Here is a 19802-nt window from a genome sequence, read left to right on the forward strand (position 1 = left end):
ATTAACACAATAAATTATGGATTGGCAACTCGTAAACTTTATTTTTGATTATTATTCAACCCTTGATTCGCATTTAACATGCGCGATATAAGCACTCGCATCTAAACTCTTACCACTAGCCTTTGTGACCAACTCATCAAACGTATATAGCAAGCCGTATTGGTGAATATTATGATTAAGCCAGCTCATTAATGGCTTGAAATCACCTCGTGCAATACTTGGCATAATTTCTGGATTACTACGCTTAGCTTCAGCAAATAATTGCGCTGCCAATAACGCCCCTAATGCATAGGATGGGAAATAACCAAAATCACCAGATGACCAATGTACATCTTGCATGACACCGTCTTTATAATTATTCGTCGTATCGACCCCAAGATAAGCGCTCATCTTCTCTTGCCAAATAGCCGGCAAATCTGCCACCGTGATTTCATCAGTAAAGAGCGCTTTTTCAATCTCATAGCGCAAGATCACATGCAGTGGATAAGTAACTTCATCGGCATCAACACGAATAAAATCAGGTCTCACCTTTAATAAATGCATCATCAAATTATCTTTTGATAAGCTGTCATTTTGACCAAAGTGACGTTGTGCATATTTCGCAAGAATAGCAATAAACTCAGGGCTACTACACGCTTGCATTTCAACAAGCAATGATTGACTCTCATGCACTGCCATGCCTAATGCTTTGGCTACAGGTTGTGTAATATACTTTTGCGGCAAACCCATTTCATATAAGGCATGTCCTGTTTCATGACATACCGCTAAGGCACTGGATAAAAAGTCCTGTTCATTATAGCGCGTGGTAATGCGTACATCTGAGGGCACCCCTCCACAAAAAGGATGTTGTGAAGTATCAATGCGACCATGGTTAAAATCAAAACCAATAACACGCATAAGATCTTGTGATAATGCATATTGCTTATCGATGGCAAAGCTTTGGTTAAATGGCAAACTCACCTTACTGCTTTGCTTATCAATAATCATTGGAATGGTTTGCGGCAAAAAGTGTTTAAGCTCATCAAATATCGGATCGATGTATTGTCTATTGACACCTGGGGAAAACTCATCAAGCAGGGCATCATAGGCATCAACACCATAATACTCTGCTTTGATCTTTGCTTTTTGTTTTACCAAGGCAACGGTTTTGCTCAAAAGCGGCATGAAGTCATGCCAATTGTTTTGACCACGCAGTGTGCGCCATGCTTGTGTCGACTCTTTGGTTGTCACTGCCAAGTCCGCCACTAAATGCTCAGGCAAAATCGTCGCATTAACAACAGCTTTACGCATATGCTTAATATTAGCTAATTGCCATTGATCTAAAGCGCTGTCATCGACATCCTGTAAACGACTCGCCACTTCAGGTGAATTTAACTGCTGATGAATCGTTGTTGTGAGACTAGCTAATGCGCTATTGCGTGCTTTGGCACCGCCTACTGGCATCATAACATCCTCATCCCAGCACAGCATCTCAAGTGCGTGATTAAGATCATTAATATATCTGAACTTATCGTGTAAATACTGATAGTTTTTATCCATTACATTACCCTCCATGCATAAAGGCTGATTCTGCTAAAGGGTGGTTGGTTAACAAAAAGCGTTTTGGTGTTTCTGCTAACAAATACCCTTGATAAGGCTGTCCTGCCTTAAAATAGGCGTTGTAATTATTTTCATCGGTAAAGACAAAAACACGACGATCGCTTCGCCATACTGGCCAGAATTGATCTGCGGTTCTTAATGTCTTATCTGCACCTGAGTTTGGCATCTTGGCAGTATTAGCAAGCTCACCTTCATTGGCAACAATCCACGTCAAGCGATCCAGATAAAACTGCGCGTCATAATAATAACCACCATAATTTGCGACAATGGCATGCGGATAGGTTTTAAGCAAGGGTGCGACAATATTCGTCAATGGACGCACACTTTTTTGCGCAAAATACTGCGAACCTGACCAACCCAAATTTAAAATAATCATCATCGCACAGACAAACCATAACATAATCGCTTTGAGGTTATTACGCTTAAGATACATAAACCCAGCAATGGCAGCGATAAGAGAGACGACAGCCGCTGGCCAATAGAAACCTGCAATTTCATTAAAGAACATCGCAAAGTTAGGAATAAATGGCAAGATCACAAAAGCAATTGCAATAATAATGAAAAACACCAAGGAAACAACAATGCTCGCCTTGGTTGATTTACGTAGTGTCGACTCGTTAAGTAGCTTGTCAATGCGTCGCGCAATCAAGATCGCAAAGGGTGTCACCACTGGAATTAAGTAGCCCATTAAAATTGATTTTGAAAACGCAAAAAATAGCAAAATTGCCATACCCCAGACAAATAAAAACCATTCATTTTCATGTCTTTCACGCGTTTTAAACTTGGTGAATACTGATTTAAAGACTTGTGGCAAGAAGCCAAACCACGGGAAAAATCCAATAATGAAAATACCAAAATAGACAAACTTGCTCATTTGTCGCCCTTGCTCATCCGTGGCATAACGCAAGATTTGCTGAACAATCACATAATAATGGAAAAATTCAGGGTGCTCGTTATTAACTGCAACAATCCATGGCACTGAAATAATTAATACGACGATTAAACCAAGATATAAGCGATAATCTAATAGCAGACGATATTTACCAACGATAAGCGCCCATAAACCGATAATCATCATCGGAAACACAATGCCAATGAGCCCTTTGGTCATCACTGCAAGCCCTGAGAAAATAAAGGCATTTAATAGCCATATATTTGCTTGCCAACTTGCCTGGCGATATTGTCTTGATGCCCAGAATGACAACATGGTTATCGTTAAGAAAAAGGCGACACCGGCATCAAGATTTAGATAGCGCCCACCACCTAAATATAAGATCGATGTGCCCGTAATCAATGCCGCCCACAGTGATACACGGCGCTTTTGATAGACAATACGACAAACGATATACACAAACCACACACCAATAATCGATAACACCGGATTAGGCAGACGTGCTGCCCAGATATTAAAGCCAAAGATCTTGAGTGATAAAGCTGTTAACCAATAAATCATTGGCGGCTTTTCAAAGTAAATCACACCATCTAAATGTGGCACAATATACTGGTGATTGACGACCATCTCACGCGCAATCTCAGCATAACGCCCTTCATCAGGCGTAAACAGTACTGGCAGACCATAAAGACATAAGGCAATTGCCATAATGATTGTTATCAATAACAAATCACACCAAAATACGCGATCCATTTGCCAACGAAGGCGACTTACCTTTTTTTCCATCGTATCTATAACCTATATTTGAAGCATTTGAAGCTCAAAAGATTATATACATCTTAGGTAATATTTTATAGTGGCATATACCACTGATCATAAATTTAGAATGACTACTGTCTCATTTCTTTGGCAATTTTATCCAAGAGTCCATTGACAAAGCAATGCCCCTCTTCAGTACCTAGCTCTTTTGCTTGATCAACATACTCATTTAAAACCACCTGATAAGGCACATCTAAGCAATCGATAAGCTCATAAGCCCCTAAGCGTAAAATCGCCAAATCAATCGGATTGATTGACGATAAATCATTAATCGCATAATGATTGATTTTCTGATCAATCGCTTCTTTATTCTTATCGACACCATCGATTAAACGATAGAAAAAATCCCACTCAACAGGATGACGATCAACATTATCAGCATAAAACTGCAGTTTCAATTCGTTGACCTGTGTATGCGCCAATGATTGCTGATATAAAGCCTGCACGGCATGAAAACGCGCGCGTCTGCGCTCTTTGACTTTTAGTGACATCGGCAAAACCTTAAAAATGCTAGCTCAGTTAAAATACGATCGCAAATTATACCCAATCGCCAGATAATGTGATAGCGCTAATTATTTTTTTATTAAACTTTGAGCCTCAATTGCTGATTTAACCAATTATTAATCTATACTCAACTTAAGTTTCCATGGAGGACGATAAGGATAACCTATGGCAAAGCATATTAATCGCTCAAAAGGCACGCTTGAGGAGGTCATTACCTTAAAGGCACATACTCGCTTGATTAATGCCATGCTTATCTTAATTGCCATTTCATCGATTTTATTAAGTACATTGTCGGTATTTCGCGCGTTTGATAGTGGCTGGTCGCTTAAATACACTTTGGACTTATCTTTAGCTTTAGCCTTGGTTGTTTTGATGCTTTATCGCGCCAAGCTAAGCAACAAAGTCAAATCACATATCATTATGATTGTTGCCGCAATAGCCATCATTAATGATTATTTATTTTATGGCTTACTATCCCCCGTTAGCATTATATACGGCCTTGCTATTGTTTATGCCTTAAGCTTTTACGCCGAGAAATCTGCACTGATTTTCTCAAGCATAATACTTATTGCGGTTGCAATTATTACCTGTCTACATATAACCATATGGCACAATGAGCATAGCCAACCTATGACCTATATTGGTTCGATTTATTCGTGGCTGTTATTAATAGGCTTATTGATATTTAGTTTACTGTTTATCAGTTTTGTGATTATCTCCATGCGTCGTTTAACCTCACGCTTATTACGACATGTCAATAGCCGCAATGCATTACTTAGTAAAAAGGCGGTGCTTTTAGAAAAACTCGCGATGACCGACAGTCTGACTGATCTGTATAATCGCCGAGCCTTTTTGAATTTTGTTAAGAAACTGCTCACCGTTACTAAACACCATCATTATATTTTAATGATTGATATTCGCCAGTTCTCTCGTATCAATGATACTTATTCACACGACACCGGTGACAAGCTACTGATTGCTTTTTCACAGCGCTTAACTGAAGTTTCGCCCAAAAACAGCATTGCTGCACGCACTGGCGGCAATGAATTTAGTATTCTTATAATGCTCCCCGTAAACGAGGATATACAAGCATTTGGCGCTCATCTACAAGAGAAAATGCAACAAAACTACAGCTTAGACTACAGAACACTTAGTATTACCACAACGCTAGGAATAGCACTATTTACGCCACAGCTAGATTATACATTAAATTTACGGCGCGCTGATTTGGCGTTATTTTATGCCAAGAGCCACAAACAAGACTGCATTGTCTATGATGAAACCATCGATAATTTCTATCATACGGAACAAACCCTCGAAAACTATATGTATGAAGCACTTGCTCAGAAATCTTTCTACTTTCATTTTCAGCCACTTGTCGATGGACATAACGGCACAATCATTGGCTGCGAGAGCCTTATTCGTTTAAATCACCCTGAGCTTGGCAATATTCGTCCGGATATTTTTATTCCAATTGTTGAACGCATGGGACTTGCCGATAAGCTCAATTACTATGTTGTTAATGAAGTGTTATGCTATTTCTGTCTGTTAGATTTAACACCTGCCCCAAGTTTTAAACTCAGTCTTAATATTTCCCCTGTGGTGTATGATTTTCCCGCACATATGCAATCATTGATTGAGCAGATCAAGCAGCACCCAATTCCGAAGTGGTTGAATATTGAGTTTGAAATTACTGAGTCTCAGCTCATGCAGCACTTGGAAGGCAATTCACTGAATATGAGTCAAATGTTTGCACAATTAAAAATGCATAATATCGGGTTATCCATGGATGACTTTGGCACGCAATATTCATCTCTTAATCGCTTTATCAATTACAGTTTTAATACCATCAAGATTGATAAAAGTTTCACACAACGCCTTGATCAACCACACAACCAACCCGTCATCGGTGCGGTTAAAGCCATCGTGCTATTAGCCAATGAGCTCAACATCAATCTGATCGCTGAGGGAGCTGAAACCAAAGCACAAGTAGATAAGTTGATTGAGCTAGGCTGTGATTGCATTCAAGGTTATTATTTCTATCGACCGATGCCAATTAAAGAACTCATACAAAATTTAACTGAAAACTGGTCACAGCACAACAATCAAGCCCAGTGATATGACAAGCAGGATAATCATCGCTAAACCACCGGCTAACAATGGCTTGCCTCCCGATTTAAGTAAGACAACCAAATCGGTATTTAAACCAACCCCAACCATTGCCATCGTCATACAAAAGGCAGAAATCTCGGCAATATAATAGCTTATTGGCAAATCAGTTAGTCGATCTAAAAAGCCAAACAACCCCAAGGTATTTAGAACAACCACTGCCAAGAAATATAAAATAAACTTAGGAAAATACTGGTGCCACGAAACTTTCTTTTGCATTTCCCCATCCGTTTTATTGGCTTTATGGTGTTTAATACCAATGAGCATCACCATCGGCGCAAGAAGTAAAATCCTGACCATCTTAACAATCGTTGCTGTTTGTCCGGCAATCGCACCAAAAGCAAAGCCTGCTGCCACCACTTGTGGCACTGCTTGAATGGATGTCCCCGCCCATACGCCAAATTGAAACTCATCTAGACTCAAGGCATGCCCCAATAACGGCAAAACAAAAATAGCGATTAAGCCATATAATGACACGATTGTCATCGCAATCGCTACTTGCGTTTGATTGGCTTTGACAACGGGAGCTGCTGCAACAATTGCTGAACCTCCGCATATTGCCGTACCAATGGTGATAAGTGATGACATCTTCTCATCAACACCCAAGCGCTTACATAACCACAGCGTGACAATATAGGCAATTAATAAACAAATAAGATTAATCAATAATGCTTGTCCTGAAACTTTAAGCACCGAAAGTAAATCAAACTTCACCCCCATTAGCACGATACCTAAAGGCAATAGCGACTTTGCCGCAAAATTAGCACCAGGAGTGAGTTTCTGCCACAAACGCGCTGAGCTGATCACACCTTGCAGATTTTCCTGCTTGTGAGCTGCTGCTTTATGACGAAAGAATAGATTGCCACAGATAATACCAATGATAATTGATAATACCATCGGTTCTAATGGGTGAACTTCTAAGTTTTGATGATAAATTGTAAAAGGGGCAAAGGGTAGAAAAGCCACGATATAAGCAATAACAGCTAATAGCGCACAAAATATGAGCCCTGTAACTTTACTCATGCCTTATACATCCGAATAACATGACGCGTAGCATCTAACAGCGGCACATCGACTTCAAATATCTCATATTTTAGTGGCAATACATCTAGTGCATCTTGCTCAACTTCAGCCCCTTTCATCGCAATCATTTGCCCGTCACTTGCCAGCAAATGGCAACATAAGCGCTCAAAATCGGCAATTGAGCTAAAGGCGCGTGAGATTACCGTATCAAATAAGGTTGTTGGCTCGTAATCCTCAATGCGAATATTGATCGCAGTGACATTATCCAAATCGAGCACTTTCTTGACATGGTTTAAAAAACGCACTTTTTTGCCAATACTATCAATTAACACAAAGTTAACTTCAGGCAATAAAATTGCCAAGACAATACCTGGCAAACCACCACCACTACCAACATCAACAACATATTTACCTTTAATAAAAGAAACTACCGACATGCTATCAAAGACATGCTTTACCAGCATTTCATCCCACTGGGTAATTGCCGTCATGTTATAGGTTTTATTCCACTTTTTAAGCAATGATAAATAATCAATCAAACGATTGATCTGCTCATCATCAATCGTAAGATTAAACTTCTCTGCAGCTTGGCGAATCTTGACTTTGCTATCATCAAGCATGTTATTCAAACAATCTAATGTAATCATTTTGTTTACAAACCCTTCCAAATCCTAATTGTCGTTTTTGAGTATATACCGCCCGTGAATCATTTTACAGCATTTCTGTTATTGAATTTCTCATCCTTTGTGGTATGCCCCTCTATATATTTAATCAACGATAATCCAATATCTCCAAACTCTGGCATAACTGCCAAAATTTAAGCTTAACCGGTGATTTTAGGGATTGTTTACGCATCACAATACCCACCGTTACTGCTGTCATATCAGCAATACTGAGCATTTTGATTTTGCTTGCCAAATGATTATGTTCAACGACAACTCTCGGCAATACAGACACACCAACACCCGATGCAACAAGTGACAAAATCGCTTCATTACCATCGACTTCGCCATATATTCGCGGTAATTTTTTTTGCCCTATTAACCATGTATCTATCGTGTTATCGTTTAAAAACTGAATGGGCATAATAAAAGGATATTGCGCTAAGGCTTGATCGATCGACTGCACATCACTGTCTTTTGACACGACTAATACCATACTGGTGATCAGCACAGGATGGGCGCAGAGATTATCATCAAACTTATGCTCATCAATAAATGAAATGCCCGCATCCATTTGGTTACTGGCAACCAAATTAAGTGCATTTTGCATTGATCCTGTTTCTAATTGCAACTGAACATTGGGATAGCGCGCATTCAATGCCTCAATAATCCGTGGCAAAATCACATATGACGCCGTCACCGTACAAAACAGGCGAATATCACCGCGTAAATTATCCTCATCTGGATGCAGTAATGCAAATAACTCATCATTTGCATCAAGCACTTTAATACTAAAGTCATACATATATCTACCAGCGTCAGTTAATGAAACATTACGGTTATTGCGCTCAAAAAAACTTGCCTCATAACTTTCTTCAAGCTTTTGAATAACCCTTGTCACCGCCGAAGGGCTTAAATAACAGCGCTCTGCGGTTTTACTGAAACTAAGCGTTTCTGCCAATGTTTTAAACACTTCTAAACTTTTCACGTTCATTCACTATCACTCCAACATTCACGTGATTTAATAATTATTGCATAATACGCAATATATAATTGATGATAATTCACTTTATTTCAACACCAAATTTATAGCACAATAAGTTTATCGGCGAATTTTATTTTTAAAATATTAAATATTAAAAACAACGAGGTAAGACCACATGAGGATCCAAAGTAATATTTTTGACGTTAAAGAGTACAACTTAGGCGGCAGCAGTGAGACAATTGTTGCCGGAGGTCGTCATTTATTCTCAAAACTGCCACAAGCATTTGATGGGATCAAAAAAATCGGTGTGATTGGCTGGAGCTCACAAGGTCCAGCACAGGCGCAAAACTTGCGTGATTCACTCGCTGATACTGATATTAAAGTGTGTGTTGGTTTACGTGCCAACTCCAAATCAGAAAAATCTGCTGAGGCAGCAGGCTTCTCTAAAGCAGATGGTACATTAGGTGAGATGTTTGACGTTATTTCTAAATCTGATTTAGCGATCATTTTGATTTCAGATGCAGCACAAGCTGAACTTTACAAAGAAATTTTTGCTGCGGCAAAACCAGGCAGTACTCTTGGCTTTTCTCATGGTTTTTTAATCGGCTATATGAAGACAATCAATGCGCCAATTCGCAATGATATTAATATCGTTGCGATGTGTCCAAAAGGGATGGGACCTTCGGTAAGACGACTTTATGAACAAGGCAAAACAGTTAATGGTGCCGGCATTAACAGTAGCATTGCCGTTTATCAAGACATCAATGGTAAGGCAACTGATTATGCGCTTGCTTGGGCAATTGCCTGTGGCGCACCATTTGTTTTCCCTACGACAATGGAGATGGAATATCGTTCAGACATTTTTGGCGAGCGCGGTGTATTACTCGGTGCTGTTCATGGTATTATTGAAGTGCTTTATCGCCACTTTACCGATAATGGCGTTAATCCTGAAGAAGCCTTCAAGCGCACTGCTGAAGCAATCACAGGAAATATCTCAAAGACTATCTCAACACAAGGCCTTAAGAAGGTTTATGACAGCTTTAGCCCCGCGGATAAAGAGAAGTTTGAAAATGCCTACAATGCTGCCTATACACCCTGCTTAGATATTCTTTTTGAGATCTATGAAGATGTTGAAAGCGGCAATGAATTTCGATCCGTCACCTTGGCAGGCAAACGTCATTCGCGCCTACCAATGGGCAAAATTGATGGCACTGACATGTGGAAAGTCGGCGAGAAAGTACGTAGTGGGCGCGATAACAACAATATGCCAAATGACCCAATTACTGCTGGTGTTTACCTTGCCTGCATTATCGCCCAAGTTGATGTTTTAGCTGAAAAGGGTCATAGCTATTCAGAAATAGTAAATGAGTCAATTATCGAAGCCGTTGATTCACTTAATCCATATATGCACTTCAAAGGTGTTGCGCACATGGTTGACAACTGCTCAACCACTGCACGCCTTGGCGCACGCAAATGGGCGCCACGCTTTGACTATAACTTAATGCAACAAGCAATCCCTGCAATCGATCAAAAAGCTCAAGGCAATGCACCATTTACAAAATTTGCAAATCACCCTGTACATGAAGCATTAGCGGTCTGCTCAACTTTGCGTCCATCGGTTGATATTAGTGTTGTTTGCTAACAAAAAATCCATTGTTGCTAAACTTATTTCTTCAGTTGGTAGAACTTTTAGAACCAACCATTTTTTGGCACGACAGGAAGATAGAGTTTTTGCTCTGGGCTAATCACGTTTCCTTTCAAGTGATTCAATGATTTAATGCAGCTTTCAGTCGTATTATTTGCTTTAGCAATCTTGCTTAAACTATCACCTTTTTTCACTGTATAGGACTGTAAGGTTTCGGTCTGGCAATACTGATCCGGTGTGAGATATACCGTTTTTGTCGCACATCCTGCCAACAACAAACCAGCTGCTGCTAGCGCGCTTAAGCTCAATAGTCTTTTCTTACTCATCATTTTCAACTCCTATGTTTAATGTTTACTTAATCAGCAGACTGATTATAGTTTCAATATTGGAAATTGCTATATCATTTATTTCGATTAGACTTTTCAACTCATACAATCTTTCTTGACTGCTAAAGCTTGAGCTGCGGTGATAATCAAATCTTCTTGACCAGCAAGGACTTGCTGTCTCGAGAGTTCATAGAATATTTCCCTAGGGCATACGCCAAAGTCAACCGCTGCTTTTTTAACGGGTTTAATAAATCCCGAGAAAATACCGGTTAAACCACTAACTAAGCTAAGTGTTGAGATATGCGGTACGGTTTCAATAAATAAATCTCGGGCAATTTCAACAGCATCAAACAGCTTATCTAAATCAATCTGTGTCTTGATGTTGAGTTTTGACATTGTTGCAACCAACACTTCAATAGCTGCATTCCCAGAACCCGCTCCAAAACCATAAGCCGTTCCATCAATGATTGTAGCGCCCGCATCAATTGCAGTTAATGAATTTGCAATAGCAAGACCTAGATTATTATGTGCATGAAACCCCACATTGATATTTAAATGATCCACTAAGTGTGCCACCTTAGCGCGAACATCATGCATCATATACGCACCTGCCGAATCCATTAAAATAATACCATTTGCACCATAATCCTGCATTTTAGTAGCTTCTGCTAATAGCGTCTCCTCATTCGCTAGATGTGACATCATTAAAACACCAAACACTTCACACCCTGCGCGTGCAGCGTAGTTGATATGACGCTTAGTGATATCTGCTTCTGTACAATGTGATGCGACGCGCACTACATCAACACCCTCATCAATTGCCATAGCTAAATCTCGATCAATCACACCAAATCCAGGAATGATATGAACGCCTATTTTATTTTTATTCACCGCTAATCGTGCTGTTTTCAGCATATCGCGGTCACTATATTTAGCAAGACCCAACTGCACTGAAGAAGCACCAAGTCCATTGCCATGCCCAACTTCAATAATATCAACACCTGCTTGGTCAGCGGCTGTTGCATATTGCCTGATATACTCCAAATCCATTTGATGGGAAATAGCATGACTGCCATCACGTAAGGTTGGATCACTTACTATAATTTGCTGTGTTTTCTTTGTCATCACTTTCATTCTAAGCCTCACTCACTGATTCGTTATGAAACGCCATTTCTTCAGCGATATGCACTGCAGCTGAGGTAATAATATCAAGATTACCAGCAAACTCTGGCAAATAGTCACCGGCTCCTGTCACCTCAAGGATAATACTCAACTTATTTCCATCAAAATAAGGCTCAAGTACAAGCTGATAATGAGGCATATAACTCTGCACATGAGTAATCATTTTTATGACCTCTTTTTTCACTGCTGATACATCTGGATTTTCAACATATGCAAAAATCGTTGTTTTCATCGTAACTTCTGGCGTTGCTGGCTTAATATTCAAAATGGCTTTTGCCTTACATGCGCCACTAAATGCTGCAATTGCCTGCTCAGTTGTCAAAATATATTCATCTAAATTTGCACGAGTTGCAGGTCCTGCGCTTTTAGATGATATGCTCGATACGACCTCAATATAAGGGATTGTTTCAAACACTTTGCTTAAGGCATAACATATTGGAATGGCTGCCTGACCGCCACAAGTAATCATATTAATATTATCTTTATTGATCACCTTATCTAGATTAATCACCGGAACACACATTTCTCCGATTTTTGCAGGCGTCAAATCTATAACCTGTTTGCCTAGACGCTTAAGCAATATCGCATGCTCAATATGATCATTTGCCGAAGTCGCATCAAATACAATATCATATTCATCTTTTAGTGAGTCTAATGCTTTTATCCCTTCTGCTGTCGTGTTTACTCCTTGCGCTTTAGCTAATTGTAAATTTTCAGACATTGGATTTCTGCCAATCAACCAACTACAACATACTGATGATGATTTTTTTAGCTTCATCAATATATCCATACCAATATTACCACTGCCAATAATTGCCGCTCTAAGCTGCTTTTTTGATGTCGTCATATCATTGTTTCGCATGATTTCACCTCATACTTTATTTCATGTGTTTGCAGCTGAATTCTATTAATTAATGGATGCTGGAATAAATCACCACTAATACTTATAACATCCTCTGCTTGCAACACGATATCATCCTGAAAACTTAAACGATCAGCACCTAAAAATAAAACATGGACATCGCCAGGCGTTCTAAATATGTCATGTTTAAAAACATGATGCTCAATATTCTCTAAGCTGTGCACCATATGCTGCAACCCTGTATTATATTCACTTCTCCACAAGCACTCTTGGTTACGTAAAATCTCAATTTTCCCTGCAACTTTTTCAGGAATATCTCCGATATAAATTTCAGGGCCCAATGAACAAGGCGAGAGCTTAGACTGTGCTAAATAGTAGTGATTTTGTTTCTCTAATATATGATCTGAAAACTCATTACCAAGTGCTGTTCCTATTCGATGTACTTGCTGCTTACTATCAATCATGTAAATAATAGCAAGCTCAGCCTCCTCACCACCGCCTTGAATATGTGCAGGTAAATCTAACGGTTGACCTGAGGCTTTTAATTGAGAACCAAAACCTTTAAAAAACCACTCTGGCACAGCGCCAATATCAGCCAATGCAGGTCGACCGCCATTAGCACCCATAAGATAAATCTTTTGCGCCTCAGTGAGTATTGTATTTTCTTGCATTGAGGCTCGAGCTAATACACTATTGCGGTGAGTAAGCCCTGTTCCTGTAACGATTAAATGAGCAGGATCAGTATGATGGATCGGTAACGCCAATCTATTACTAGAGAGCAAATCATGATACTGATGAACTCGCCCTGTTGTGAGCGTCTGAGCATATTCAATAATATCCACCTGATGCTCAATGGCATATTTCACTAAAGTATAAGTGTCTGCATTTAACTCAAATACTTGCTCTTGTTGCACTATGCCACTGACCACTTCATTTGAATAATTAAGCAATTGAATTAGATACATTGTTATTCTCCTTGTTTCCATAGGCATTATTTTCATTTTTTCCAGTCAACTTTAGGATTTTCGCCACCGTAATTGCATCGAGCAATGCATATCCAGTCGAGCTAAAAATTGTTTGTTGGCTTTGTAGCTTGTCCCTATGTTGAAGGTGCAACTCAAAAACTTCAGTGGCATTTTGATGCAACGATCCTGCTTCCACCACTGCGGTTTCTCTATCCTCAACAATTAAGAAAGAATGCTCAAGCACCTCTTGTGGAATCTCTCTTGCACTGCAAGAATGACCTCCCATACAGTTGATATGCACATCAGGTTTTAAACCTCTAAATAGATCAATTGGCACACGTGAACTTGTTGTTGTTCCAACAATATCCGCATGATCAATGGTCTCTGCTATTGAAGAGCAAACCTCAATCTTAATAAAAGGATAATCAGATAGAATTTCTTGGCGAAAAGTATGAAGTGCCTCCGATGAACGGTTATACAACTTTATCTTTTGAATATCTCTAACTGATAAGACGGCTTTTATCTGCTGCCTTGCCTGTTGTCCTGAACCAATCACAGCCAATATTTTAGCATCACTTTTAGCACACATATCTGTTACATAAGCGGAGATAGCCGCACATTTTAAATTGGTAACAGCTTTGCCATCCAAAATGGCTAACGGTTTCCCCGTGCGCCCACAAAAGGCCAATACTTGGGCATGAATAGTGGGCAATATGTCACCTTGATTACGAGCAAAAATACTACCCACTTTATTTATGTACAACTCATGCAGGCGGTCCAATACCGGCATTGATATAAAACCCTCATCTCGTTGATAACTATTGTAGATAAGCGTTTTTTCTGTTGTCGTTGAAAGCGCTTTGATATTCTTAGCAAATGCAATAGACATTTCTCTTGTCAATGCTTGGACACTACAAGCATTGATAATATCATTATATGAAAAGAACATGATAAACTCCTGATTGAGTTAAGTTATCGGTGAAAACGCGCGTTCCTGTAAAACAGAATAAATAAACCCTTTGATTTCTGCTAACGCCAGTTGTGCTGACTCTAGCTCAAGATAGTGCAAATGCCACACATGATACATGTTCTCCCAAACATCAAACTTGACGTGCACACCACATTTTTTAGCAGCGGCAACCAAAGCGCTTGCATCACTATAAAAAATCTCACGATCACTCACTTGCACTAATAAAGGTGGCAATCCAGATAAGTCTTTATAAACTGGCGAGAGCGCTCGAGCTTCTGAATAGTTCACGTCACCAAGATATAAATCTCTGACTTGTTGTGCAACCTCCTTCTGGCAGGTCGGATCAAGCATCTTGTTATAATCATAGCTTTCCCCGCTTAGCGTAAAGTCAACCCATGGGCAAATACATATACCTAAAAGAGGCATAGGCATTTGCTGTTCTTTTAATGCGAGCATAGTCGATACCACCAACCCGCCACCTGCAGAATCTCCTGCCAGAATAATCTCATGGCTTTGATAACCTTGCGCTAATAACGATTGATAGGCAGTAAGCGCATCTTCAATCGGTGAGGGACATAGAAAGTCAGGTGCTCTCCTATAATCAATATGTAACACCTGAGATTCTGTCACTCGCGCGATTTCAGCAGCTAGTCCGCCGTGACTTTTAAACGAACCAAATACAAATCCTCCACCATGAAAAAATAATATCACTCTTTTCTGGCATTTTTTAGGTGTAAGCAAATAACCCTTAAATTGAGAGAATGATATTTCCTTAATTGACACCTCATTAGAAATGGCAGCCCCCCATTGATCATAATACTCACGTGCAGCATAAATATCTTCAGGCCAATGCGCACTTGTCAAACGCTTCAGTACTACTTCTACTTCTTTATTTTGAGCTTCGCTACAAGGGTAATGTTTGATCACATTTTCCATAACCACTGTCTCCTATGATTTACGACTAAAATTCATTCTCTAAAAAAGATTGATCTTCCATAAATTCCTTACTATTAAAATAAGGTGTCATTTGCAGTTTCTTGACTAAGTGCTTATAACTCGGTAGATCGTAAAACCTTCCCTCATAAACAATGGGACGCCATTTATTATTGCGCGCCTTGTCTAATAGGTTTACTACTTGCTGCAACTCACCTTCCTCTAAAGAAAATGCTGAAATAATCTGATCAATCTGATTAGGGTGAATGCTTAACATTCTGGAGAATCCATACCGATGTGCTGCAGTTTTAGCCTCCGTGTAAACTGTGTCTAAGTTATCGATCTCCATAGACGCATTATGGGCAGCAATTTTGCCATGAGTGATTGCTGCTTTTGCAAGTCTCACCTTTGCATCTTGTATCAATAAATGCTCAAATTGATCTGGTGAAAAAACCGCTGTATAAGGAATTGCACCATTTGCATTTTGAACAAAATCAATAATACCAAAAATCAAACATTCAACATTAGGATGCGCGGCAATTTCATCTGCATTATTTAACCCACAATAATCTTCGATCAACACATGTATTTTAAGCTCTGAATTGAGCTTAAAAGGATGAGTTTGCGTAATATGCTCAATAAACAAATCAATATCTGTGACATATTGCACTTTTGCTAACGTAATATAGGCGATACGATTAAGTAATTTTTGAAGCAGTTCAAGCAATGCATTCATCTGTGGGTGGTTAACCTGTGGCAATCGCACACCAAATCTTAAGTGTTGTGGACTTTGCTCACATGCCAATATAAGCTGTTGTGCACATTTAATTTTATCCTCCGTACCCAAGCCATCTTCAAAATCAATGATCACATCAAAGTCTCTGTATGACTTTGTTTGTAAATCCACTATTTTTTGCAGCTGCTTCACGGTATTTACATAGTGCTCGCACACAGGTAATTGGTATAATTTTTTTCCCATAAAATAACCTTAGTTATGTTTTTCTAATTAGTGACTTAATGAGTTTCAGCTAGTTTTTGCTGCGCTAAAGACTTCGCATGCTGCTGCATTGCCAATCGATAAAGAATAAATATCGCACAACAAAGTACTAACATGACTATAAACGCTAAATTTCTGCCAACAACTTTAAGCAACAAGCTACCAACATAAGGGGCTAAAACTAACCCGAACATATAAAAGTTTGAAACACCAAAATAGGCACCTTTGAGATTATCAGGTGCGAGCTTATCAATTTGCACATTAACCACTGAAAATAAAATAATCTCGCCTAAGCTCAACAATATCACCGCAATGATCCAACCAAGATAGAAGTTATCTGGTGTTGCAGCAAACGCTATCTGAGCCAATGCAAATAACACAATGCCTATATAGACTTGTTGCTTATCTGAAAATCTTGCAATCAGTCGCAGAAAAGGAAATTGAAAGATCAATATCATCATACAATTAATCACGATAAGATAACTAAATAATGTAATAAATGCACTATTATCTAATCGTGAAAAATATTGCGCCAATGTTGAGTCCATCTGCCCAAACACCAAAATAATCAACATATTGGCAACAATCAGAAATAATAATGCATAGTCTTGGCGAATGATTTTAAAAGACTGCGATAAACTCAATGGCGTTCTAGTATCTGTTGGCTTTGAAAAATGCTTACTAAAAAAAACAATCGATACAAATGCGTAAATCACGCAAATAATAAGTAATGTCAGAAAAGTATATTGTGGATAATGCAGCGTGAAAGTTACGCCAAGAAAAGGACCTAAAGCGCCACCAACATTAATACAAAAGTAAAACCAGTAAAATGACTGCTTCTTAAACTCCACATCTTTGATCTCATTAGCAATTACAACCTTAAAAGTGGTCCCTAAAACACCTCGACTGGCTGAAATCCCAAACAACATAATAATATATGACATCAAATGATCTGTTATCAGCACTGGCACTAAGCTCAATATGACAATCATGAGTCCAGCTTTGAGCATAAAACGATTACCTATTCGATCTGAAAGATAACCGCCATATACGCTTAAACTTATTGAAACAAATGTTGCTAAGCTTAAAATCGTACCTGTTAACAGCAGTGACAAACCAAATTTTTGGTAAAAAATGATCGCCATAAATGGCCATAACATAAAATAGACAGACCAAACAACAAAGCCACCAAACAAGGCAATATGGACTACTTTTGGCATCTTCTTTAATGTTATAAACATATTTTTTCTCGCTTTAGAATGATTAACGTTACCTTAGTCAGTAGGGTTACATACCACCCGCAAACCATTTTGCAGCATTTCTGCCATTGAATTTCTTGTTCTTTTGAGTCATTTAATATTGCTAATAGTCCTTGCTATTACCTGTAATTCAATGACTTAAAATTATCAAAAACTTCTTCGACATTAAACACAGTAAAATGATTCACGAGTGGTATATTATAGGTTCGCTTACCTCGTTCTGGTATGGGAAGATATTTTGGTAGCCCTTATCATTCTTTTTGTGATAATCAAGTGTTAGATTGACTTCTTGCGTGTTGTCATTACTTGCTTTTTCTAATTTCACACCATAGAAGTCATACCACTTTTTTAGATCTTCCATGCTTTGAACTTGATGTTCAATATGCCTTAAGGGACGCACTGCTTCTTGTGTATTATCTTTCTTCTGAGGCGTTGTTGCGGCATGCGCAACGCCACCAATAACCTCATTATAAAGTATGATCATAAATGGATCATTTTCTTGATCAAGTGGCAATGCAAATGAATAATCATTCATTAACTCATCATAAAATCTCTCTTTGACTGCCACATTATAGTTATTTGGGATATTTTCTATTAAGACTTTAGGATCTATTTCTCGGTCGATGCAAAATTGCTTTGTATCACAAATGATCGGCAACCCGCCTTTAATATTCTTGCTCGGACCATAAATATTGGCAACAAAAGTAGTGGCAGCATCAAAGTGTATACACTTCGTTGTCATAAACTCACGTGCCTCGGTATGGTCTGAGTTAGGAGAAAAACTCTTGTTTTTGTTATAACCATCAACATCCATTTTTGCTATATGGCTATAGTTCATACCTACTGGATCATAATGAGTTAAATCAATTTTTTGCATGATCGCTCTGAAAATGTCTTCATAAAACAATCTGCCAAACTCCATCTCCTTCGCATTATCAATATGCAAACCATGCCTAGCCAATACTTTTGACAGCCCATGTAAAGCCGCAAAGCCTGATTGCTGCGTAATATGATCACATAGTTTATCGATGACCTTCATATCCATCAACTTAATCTGACTACTGGAAAAAACTGTCTCATACTGGCTTATATCAAAAATGGATGATTTAATCGTCTCTTGATTGAGCTTATTCATTGGCAAACTCCTTCTGTTTTGCTGTTGTCTGACTGAATGATTTTCTTGGGAATTAGAATCGTTCGCTCTAACGCGATGACAACCTGATCATGCTGATTCTTCCCTAGCGTTTTAATGGTCACAATGCCTTGGTGATCTCTTGATTTGGATTCTCTTTTGGCAATCACTGTGCTCTCTGAATACAACGTGTCCCCAACAAAGACAGGGTGTTTCAATACAACGTTATTCCAACCTAAATTTGCAATAGCATTATAACTCATGCTATTGACCGTCATGCCATTGATTACATTAAAGGTCACCAAACTTGATACTAATATTTTTTTAAATTCAGTTTGTTTGGCATACTCAGCATCAATATGTAATGGACTTTGGTTTAATGCGATGAGTGACTGCCATATATTATCCGTCAAGGTAATTGTGCGCCCCGGTCTGTGTTCAATGGTTAATCCGACAACTAGATCTTCATAAAACAATCCGTGGGCTTCTCGATAACGATTGTCTGCAATCTTTTGTAAGTTTGAATTTTCCATGACTATTCACTCATTACACACTTTTGGTTATCTAAAGTCTCAAACAAATCAATCATTTTCTTTGCCTTGGCAATAAACGGTGGCGCGATAACTTTTCCATCCAACACGGTAAAACCATCCTCTGCGGCTGAATACGCTTTGATCGATGAGCGATAGTGTTCTATATCTTGAGCCGTAAAGGAAAACGTTTCATTAATAAGCTCTAACTGTCGTGGATGAATCGCGGCTTTTGCTGTAAAACCATATTCTCGTGCTTTGATACAATCCTCTTTAAATGTGAATCAAGGTTTAAATTATGCACAGTATTTTTGTGCCAGCAACTCAAATGCTGCACATAGCCTTCCA

The 19802-nt window shown here is 38.9% G+C and carries 18 protein-coding genes; 2 read left to right on the forward strand and 16 right to left on the reverse strand.

From position 1 onward, the window contains the following. Window positions 1-51: 51 nt before the first annotated feature. The 3 genes from ACY10D_RS07800 to nusB form a co-directional block, all read right to left on the reverse strand. Window positions 52-1539 carry a hypothetical protein gene (locus ACY10D_RS07800; RefSeq protein ID WP_487000190.1) on the reverse strand — a complete coding sequence of 496 codons (1488 nt, stop codon included), beginning with the start codon at window positions 1537-1539 and terminating at the stop codon, window positions 52-54. 4 nt (window positions 1540-1543) lie between these two features. After that, complete coding sequence (locus tag ACY10D_RS07805; RefSeq protein ID WP_487000191.1) at window positions 1544-3277, reverse strand: phospholipid carrier-dependent glycosyltransferase; 1734 nt, start codon at window positions 3275-3277, stop codon at window positions 1544-1546. Between the two features lie 104 nt (window positions 3278-3381). Then, the gene (gene nusB, locus ACY10D_RS07810; RefSeq protein ID WP_487000192.1) at window positions 3382-3801 is read right to left on the reverse strand and encodes a transcription antitermination factor NusB; all 420 of its coding nucleotides are present in this window, start codon (window positions 3799-3801) and stop codon (window positions 3382-3384) included. 178 nt (window positions 3802-3979) lie between these two features. On the opposite strand from nusB, the gene ACY10D_RS07815 reads away from it, so the two are divergent. Next, window positions 3980-5932 carry a putative bifunctional diguanylate cyclase/phosphodiesterase gene (locus tag ACY10D_RS07815; protein WP_487000193.1) on the forward strand — a complete coding sequence of 651 codons (1953 nt, stop codon included), beginning with the start codon at window positions 3980-3982 and terminating at the stop codon, window positions 5930-5932. Here the strand turns inward: ACY10D_RS07815 and ACY10D_RS07820 are convergent. The 3 genes from ACY10D_RS07820 to ACY10D_RS07830 form a co-directional block, all read right to left on the reverse strand. Further along, complete coding sequence (locus ACY10D_RS07820; protein WP_487000194.1) at window positions 5906-7006, reverse strand: YeiH family protein; 1101 nt, start codon at window positions 7004-7006, stop codon at window positions 5906-5908. The two genes, ACY10D_RS07815 and ACY10D_RS07820, sit on opposite strands and share 27 nt — an antisense overlap. After that, window positions 7003-7653: a 16S rRNA (guanine(527)-N(7))-methyltransferase RsmG gene (rsmG, locus tag ACY10D_RS07825; RefSeq protein ID WP_487000195.1), complete on the reverse strand. Its 651-nt coding sequence runs from the start codon at window positions 7651-7653 to the stop codon at window positions 7003-7005. The genes ACY10D_RS07820 and rsmG overlap by 4 nt, the downstream gene beginning before the upstream one ends. A gap of 124 nt (window positions 7654-7777) precedes the next feature. Then, complete coding sequence (locus tag ACY10D_RS07830) at window positions 7778-8662, reverse strand: LysR substrate-binding domain-containing protein (protein ID WP_487000196.1); 885 nt, start codon at window positions 8660-8662, stop codon at window positions 7778-7780. Between the two features lie 166 nt (window positions 8663-8828). On the opposite strand from ACY10D_RS07830, the gene ACY10D_RS07835 reads away from it, so the two are divergent. Beyond that, window positions 8829-10295 (forward strand): ketol-acid reductoisomerase, encoded by a 1467-nt coding sequence (locus ACY10D_RS07835; RefSeq protein ID WP_487000197.1) that lies wholly within the window; start codon window positions 8829-8831, stop codon window positions 10293-10295. A gap of 47 nt (window positions 10296-10342) precedes the next feature. On the opposite strand, the gene ACY10D_RS07840 is transcribed toward ACY10D_RS07835, so the two are convergent. The 10 genes from ACY10D_RS07840 to ACY10D_RS07885 form a co-directional block, all read right to left on the reverse strand. Then, window positions 10343-10624 carry a LysM peptidoglycan-binding domain-containing protein gene (locus ACY10D_RS07840; RefSeq protein WP_487000198.1) on the reverse strand — a complete coding sequence of 94 codons (282 nt, stop codon included), beginning with the start codon at window positions 10622-10624 and terminating at the stop codon, window positions 10343-10345. A gap of 96 nt (window positions 10625-10720) precedes the next feature. Beyond that, window positions 10721-11758: a 4-hydroxy-2-oxovalerate aldolase gene (gene dmpG, locus ACY10D_RS07845; protein WP_487000199.1), complete on the reverse strand. Its 1038-nt coding sequence runs from the start codon at window positions 11756-11758 to the stop codon at window positions 10721-10723. A gap of 1 nt (window position 11759) precedes the next feature. Then, window positions 11760-12668 (reverse strand): acetaldehyde dehydrogenase (acetylating), encoded by a 909-nt coding sequence (locus ACY10D_RS07850; protein WP_487000200.1) that lies wholly within the window; start codon window positions 12666-12668, stop codon window positions 11760-11762. After that, on the reverse strand, window positions 12650-13633 hold the full coding sequence (gene araD1 / locus ACY10D_RS07855) for an AraD1 family protein (RefSeq protein ID WP_487000201.1): 984 nt from the start codon (window positions 13631-13633) through the stop codon (window positions 12650-12652). The genes ACY10D_RS07850 and araD1 overlap by 19 nt, the downstream gene beginning before the upstream one ends. Then, window positions 13611-14582, reverse strand: coding sequence for an ornithine cyclodeaminase family protein (locus ACY10D_RS07860; RefSeq protein WP_487000202.1), 972 nt, complete (start codon window positions 14580-14582; stop codon window positions 13611-13613). Before ACY10D_RS07860 ends, araD1 begins: the two co-directional genes overlap by 23 nt. 18 nt (window positions 14583-14600) lie before the next feature. Further along, window positions 14601-15539 (reverse strand): alpha/beta hydrolase fold domain-containing protein, encoded by a 939-nt coding sequence (locus tag ACY10D_RS07865; protein ID WP_487000203.1) that lies wholly within the window; start codon window positions 15537-15539, stop codon window positions 14601-14603. 25 nt (window positions 15540-15564) lie between these two features. Continuing rightward, window positions 15565-16515 carry an aldolase/citrate lyase family protein gene (locus ACY10D_RS07870; RefSeq protein ID WP_487000204.1) on the reverse strand — a complete coding sequence of 317 codons (951 nt, stop codon included), beginning with the start codon at window positions 16513-16515 and terminating at the stop codon, window positions 15565-15567. Window positions 16516-16550: 35 nt separating this feature from the next. Continuing rightward, a complete protein-coding gene (locus ACY10D_RS07875; protein ID WP_487000205.1) occupies window positions 16551-17774 on the reverse strand; it encodes an MFS transporter in 1224 nt (407 codons plus the stop codon). 202 nt (window positions 17775-17976) lie between these two features. Then, window positions 17977-18927, reverse strand: a complete 951-nt coding sequence (locus ACY10D_RS07880) for a hypothetical protein (protein WP_487000206.1) — start codon at window positions 18925-18927, stop codon at window positions 17977-17979. After that, window positions 18924-19457 carry a MaoC family dehydratase gene (locus ACY10D_RS07885; RefSeq protein ID WP_487000207.1) on the reverse strand — a complete coding sequence of 178 codons (534 nt, stop codon included), beginning with the start codon at window positions 19455-19457 and terminating at the stop codon, window positions 18924-18926. Before ACY10D_RS07885 ends, ACY10D_RS07880 begins: the two co-directional genes overlap by 4 nt. Between the last annotated feature and the right edge of the window lie 345 nt (window positions 19458-19802).

Source organism: Cysteiniphilum sp. (assembly GCF_057495195.1).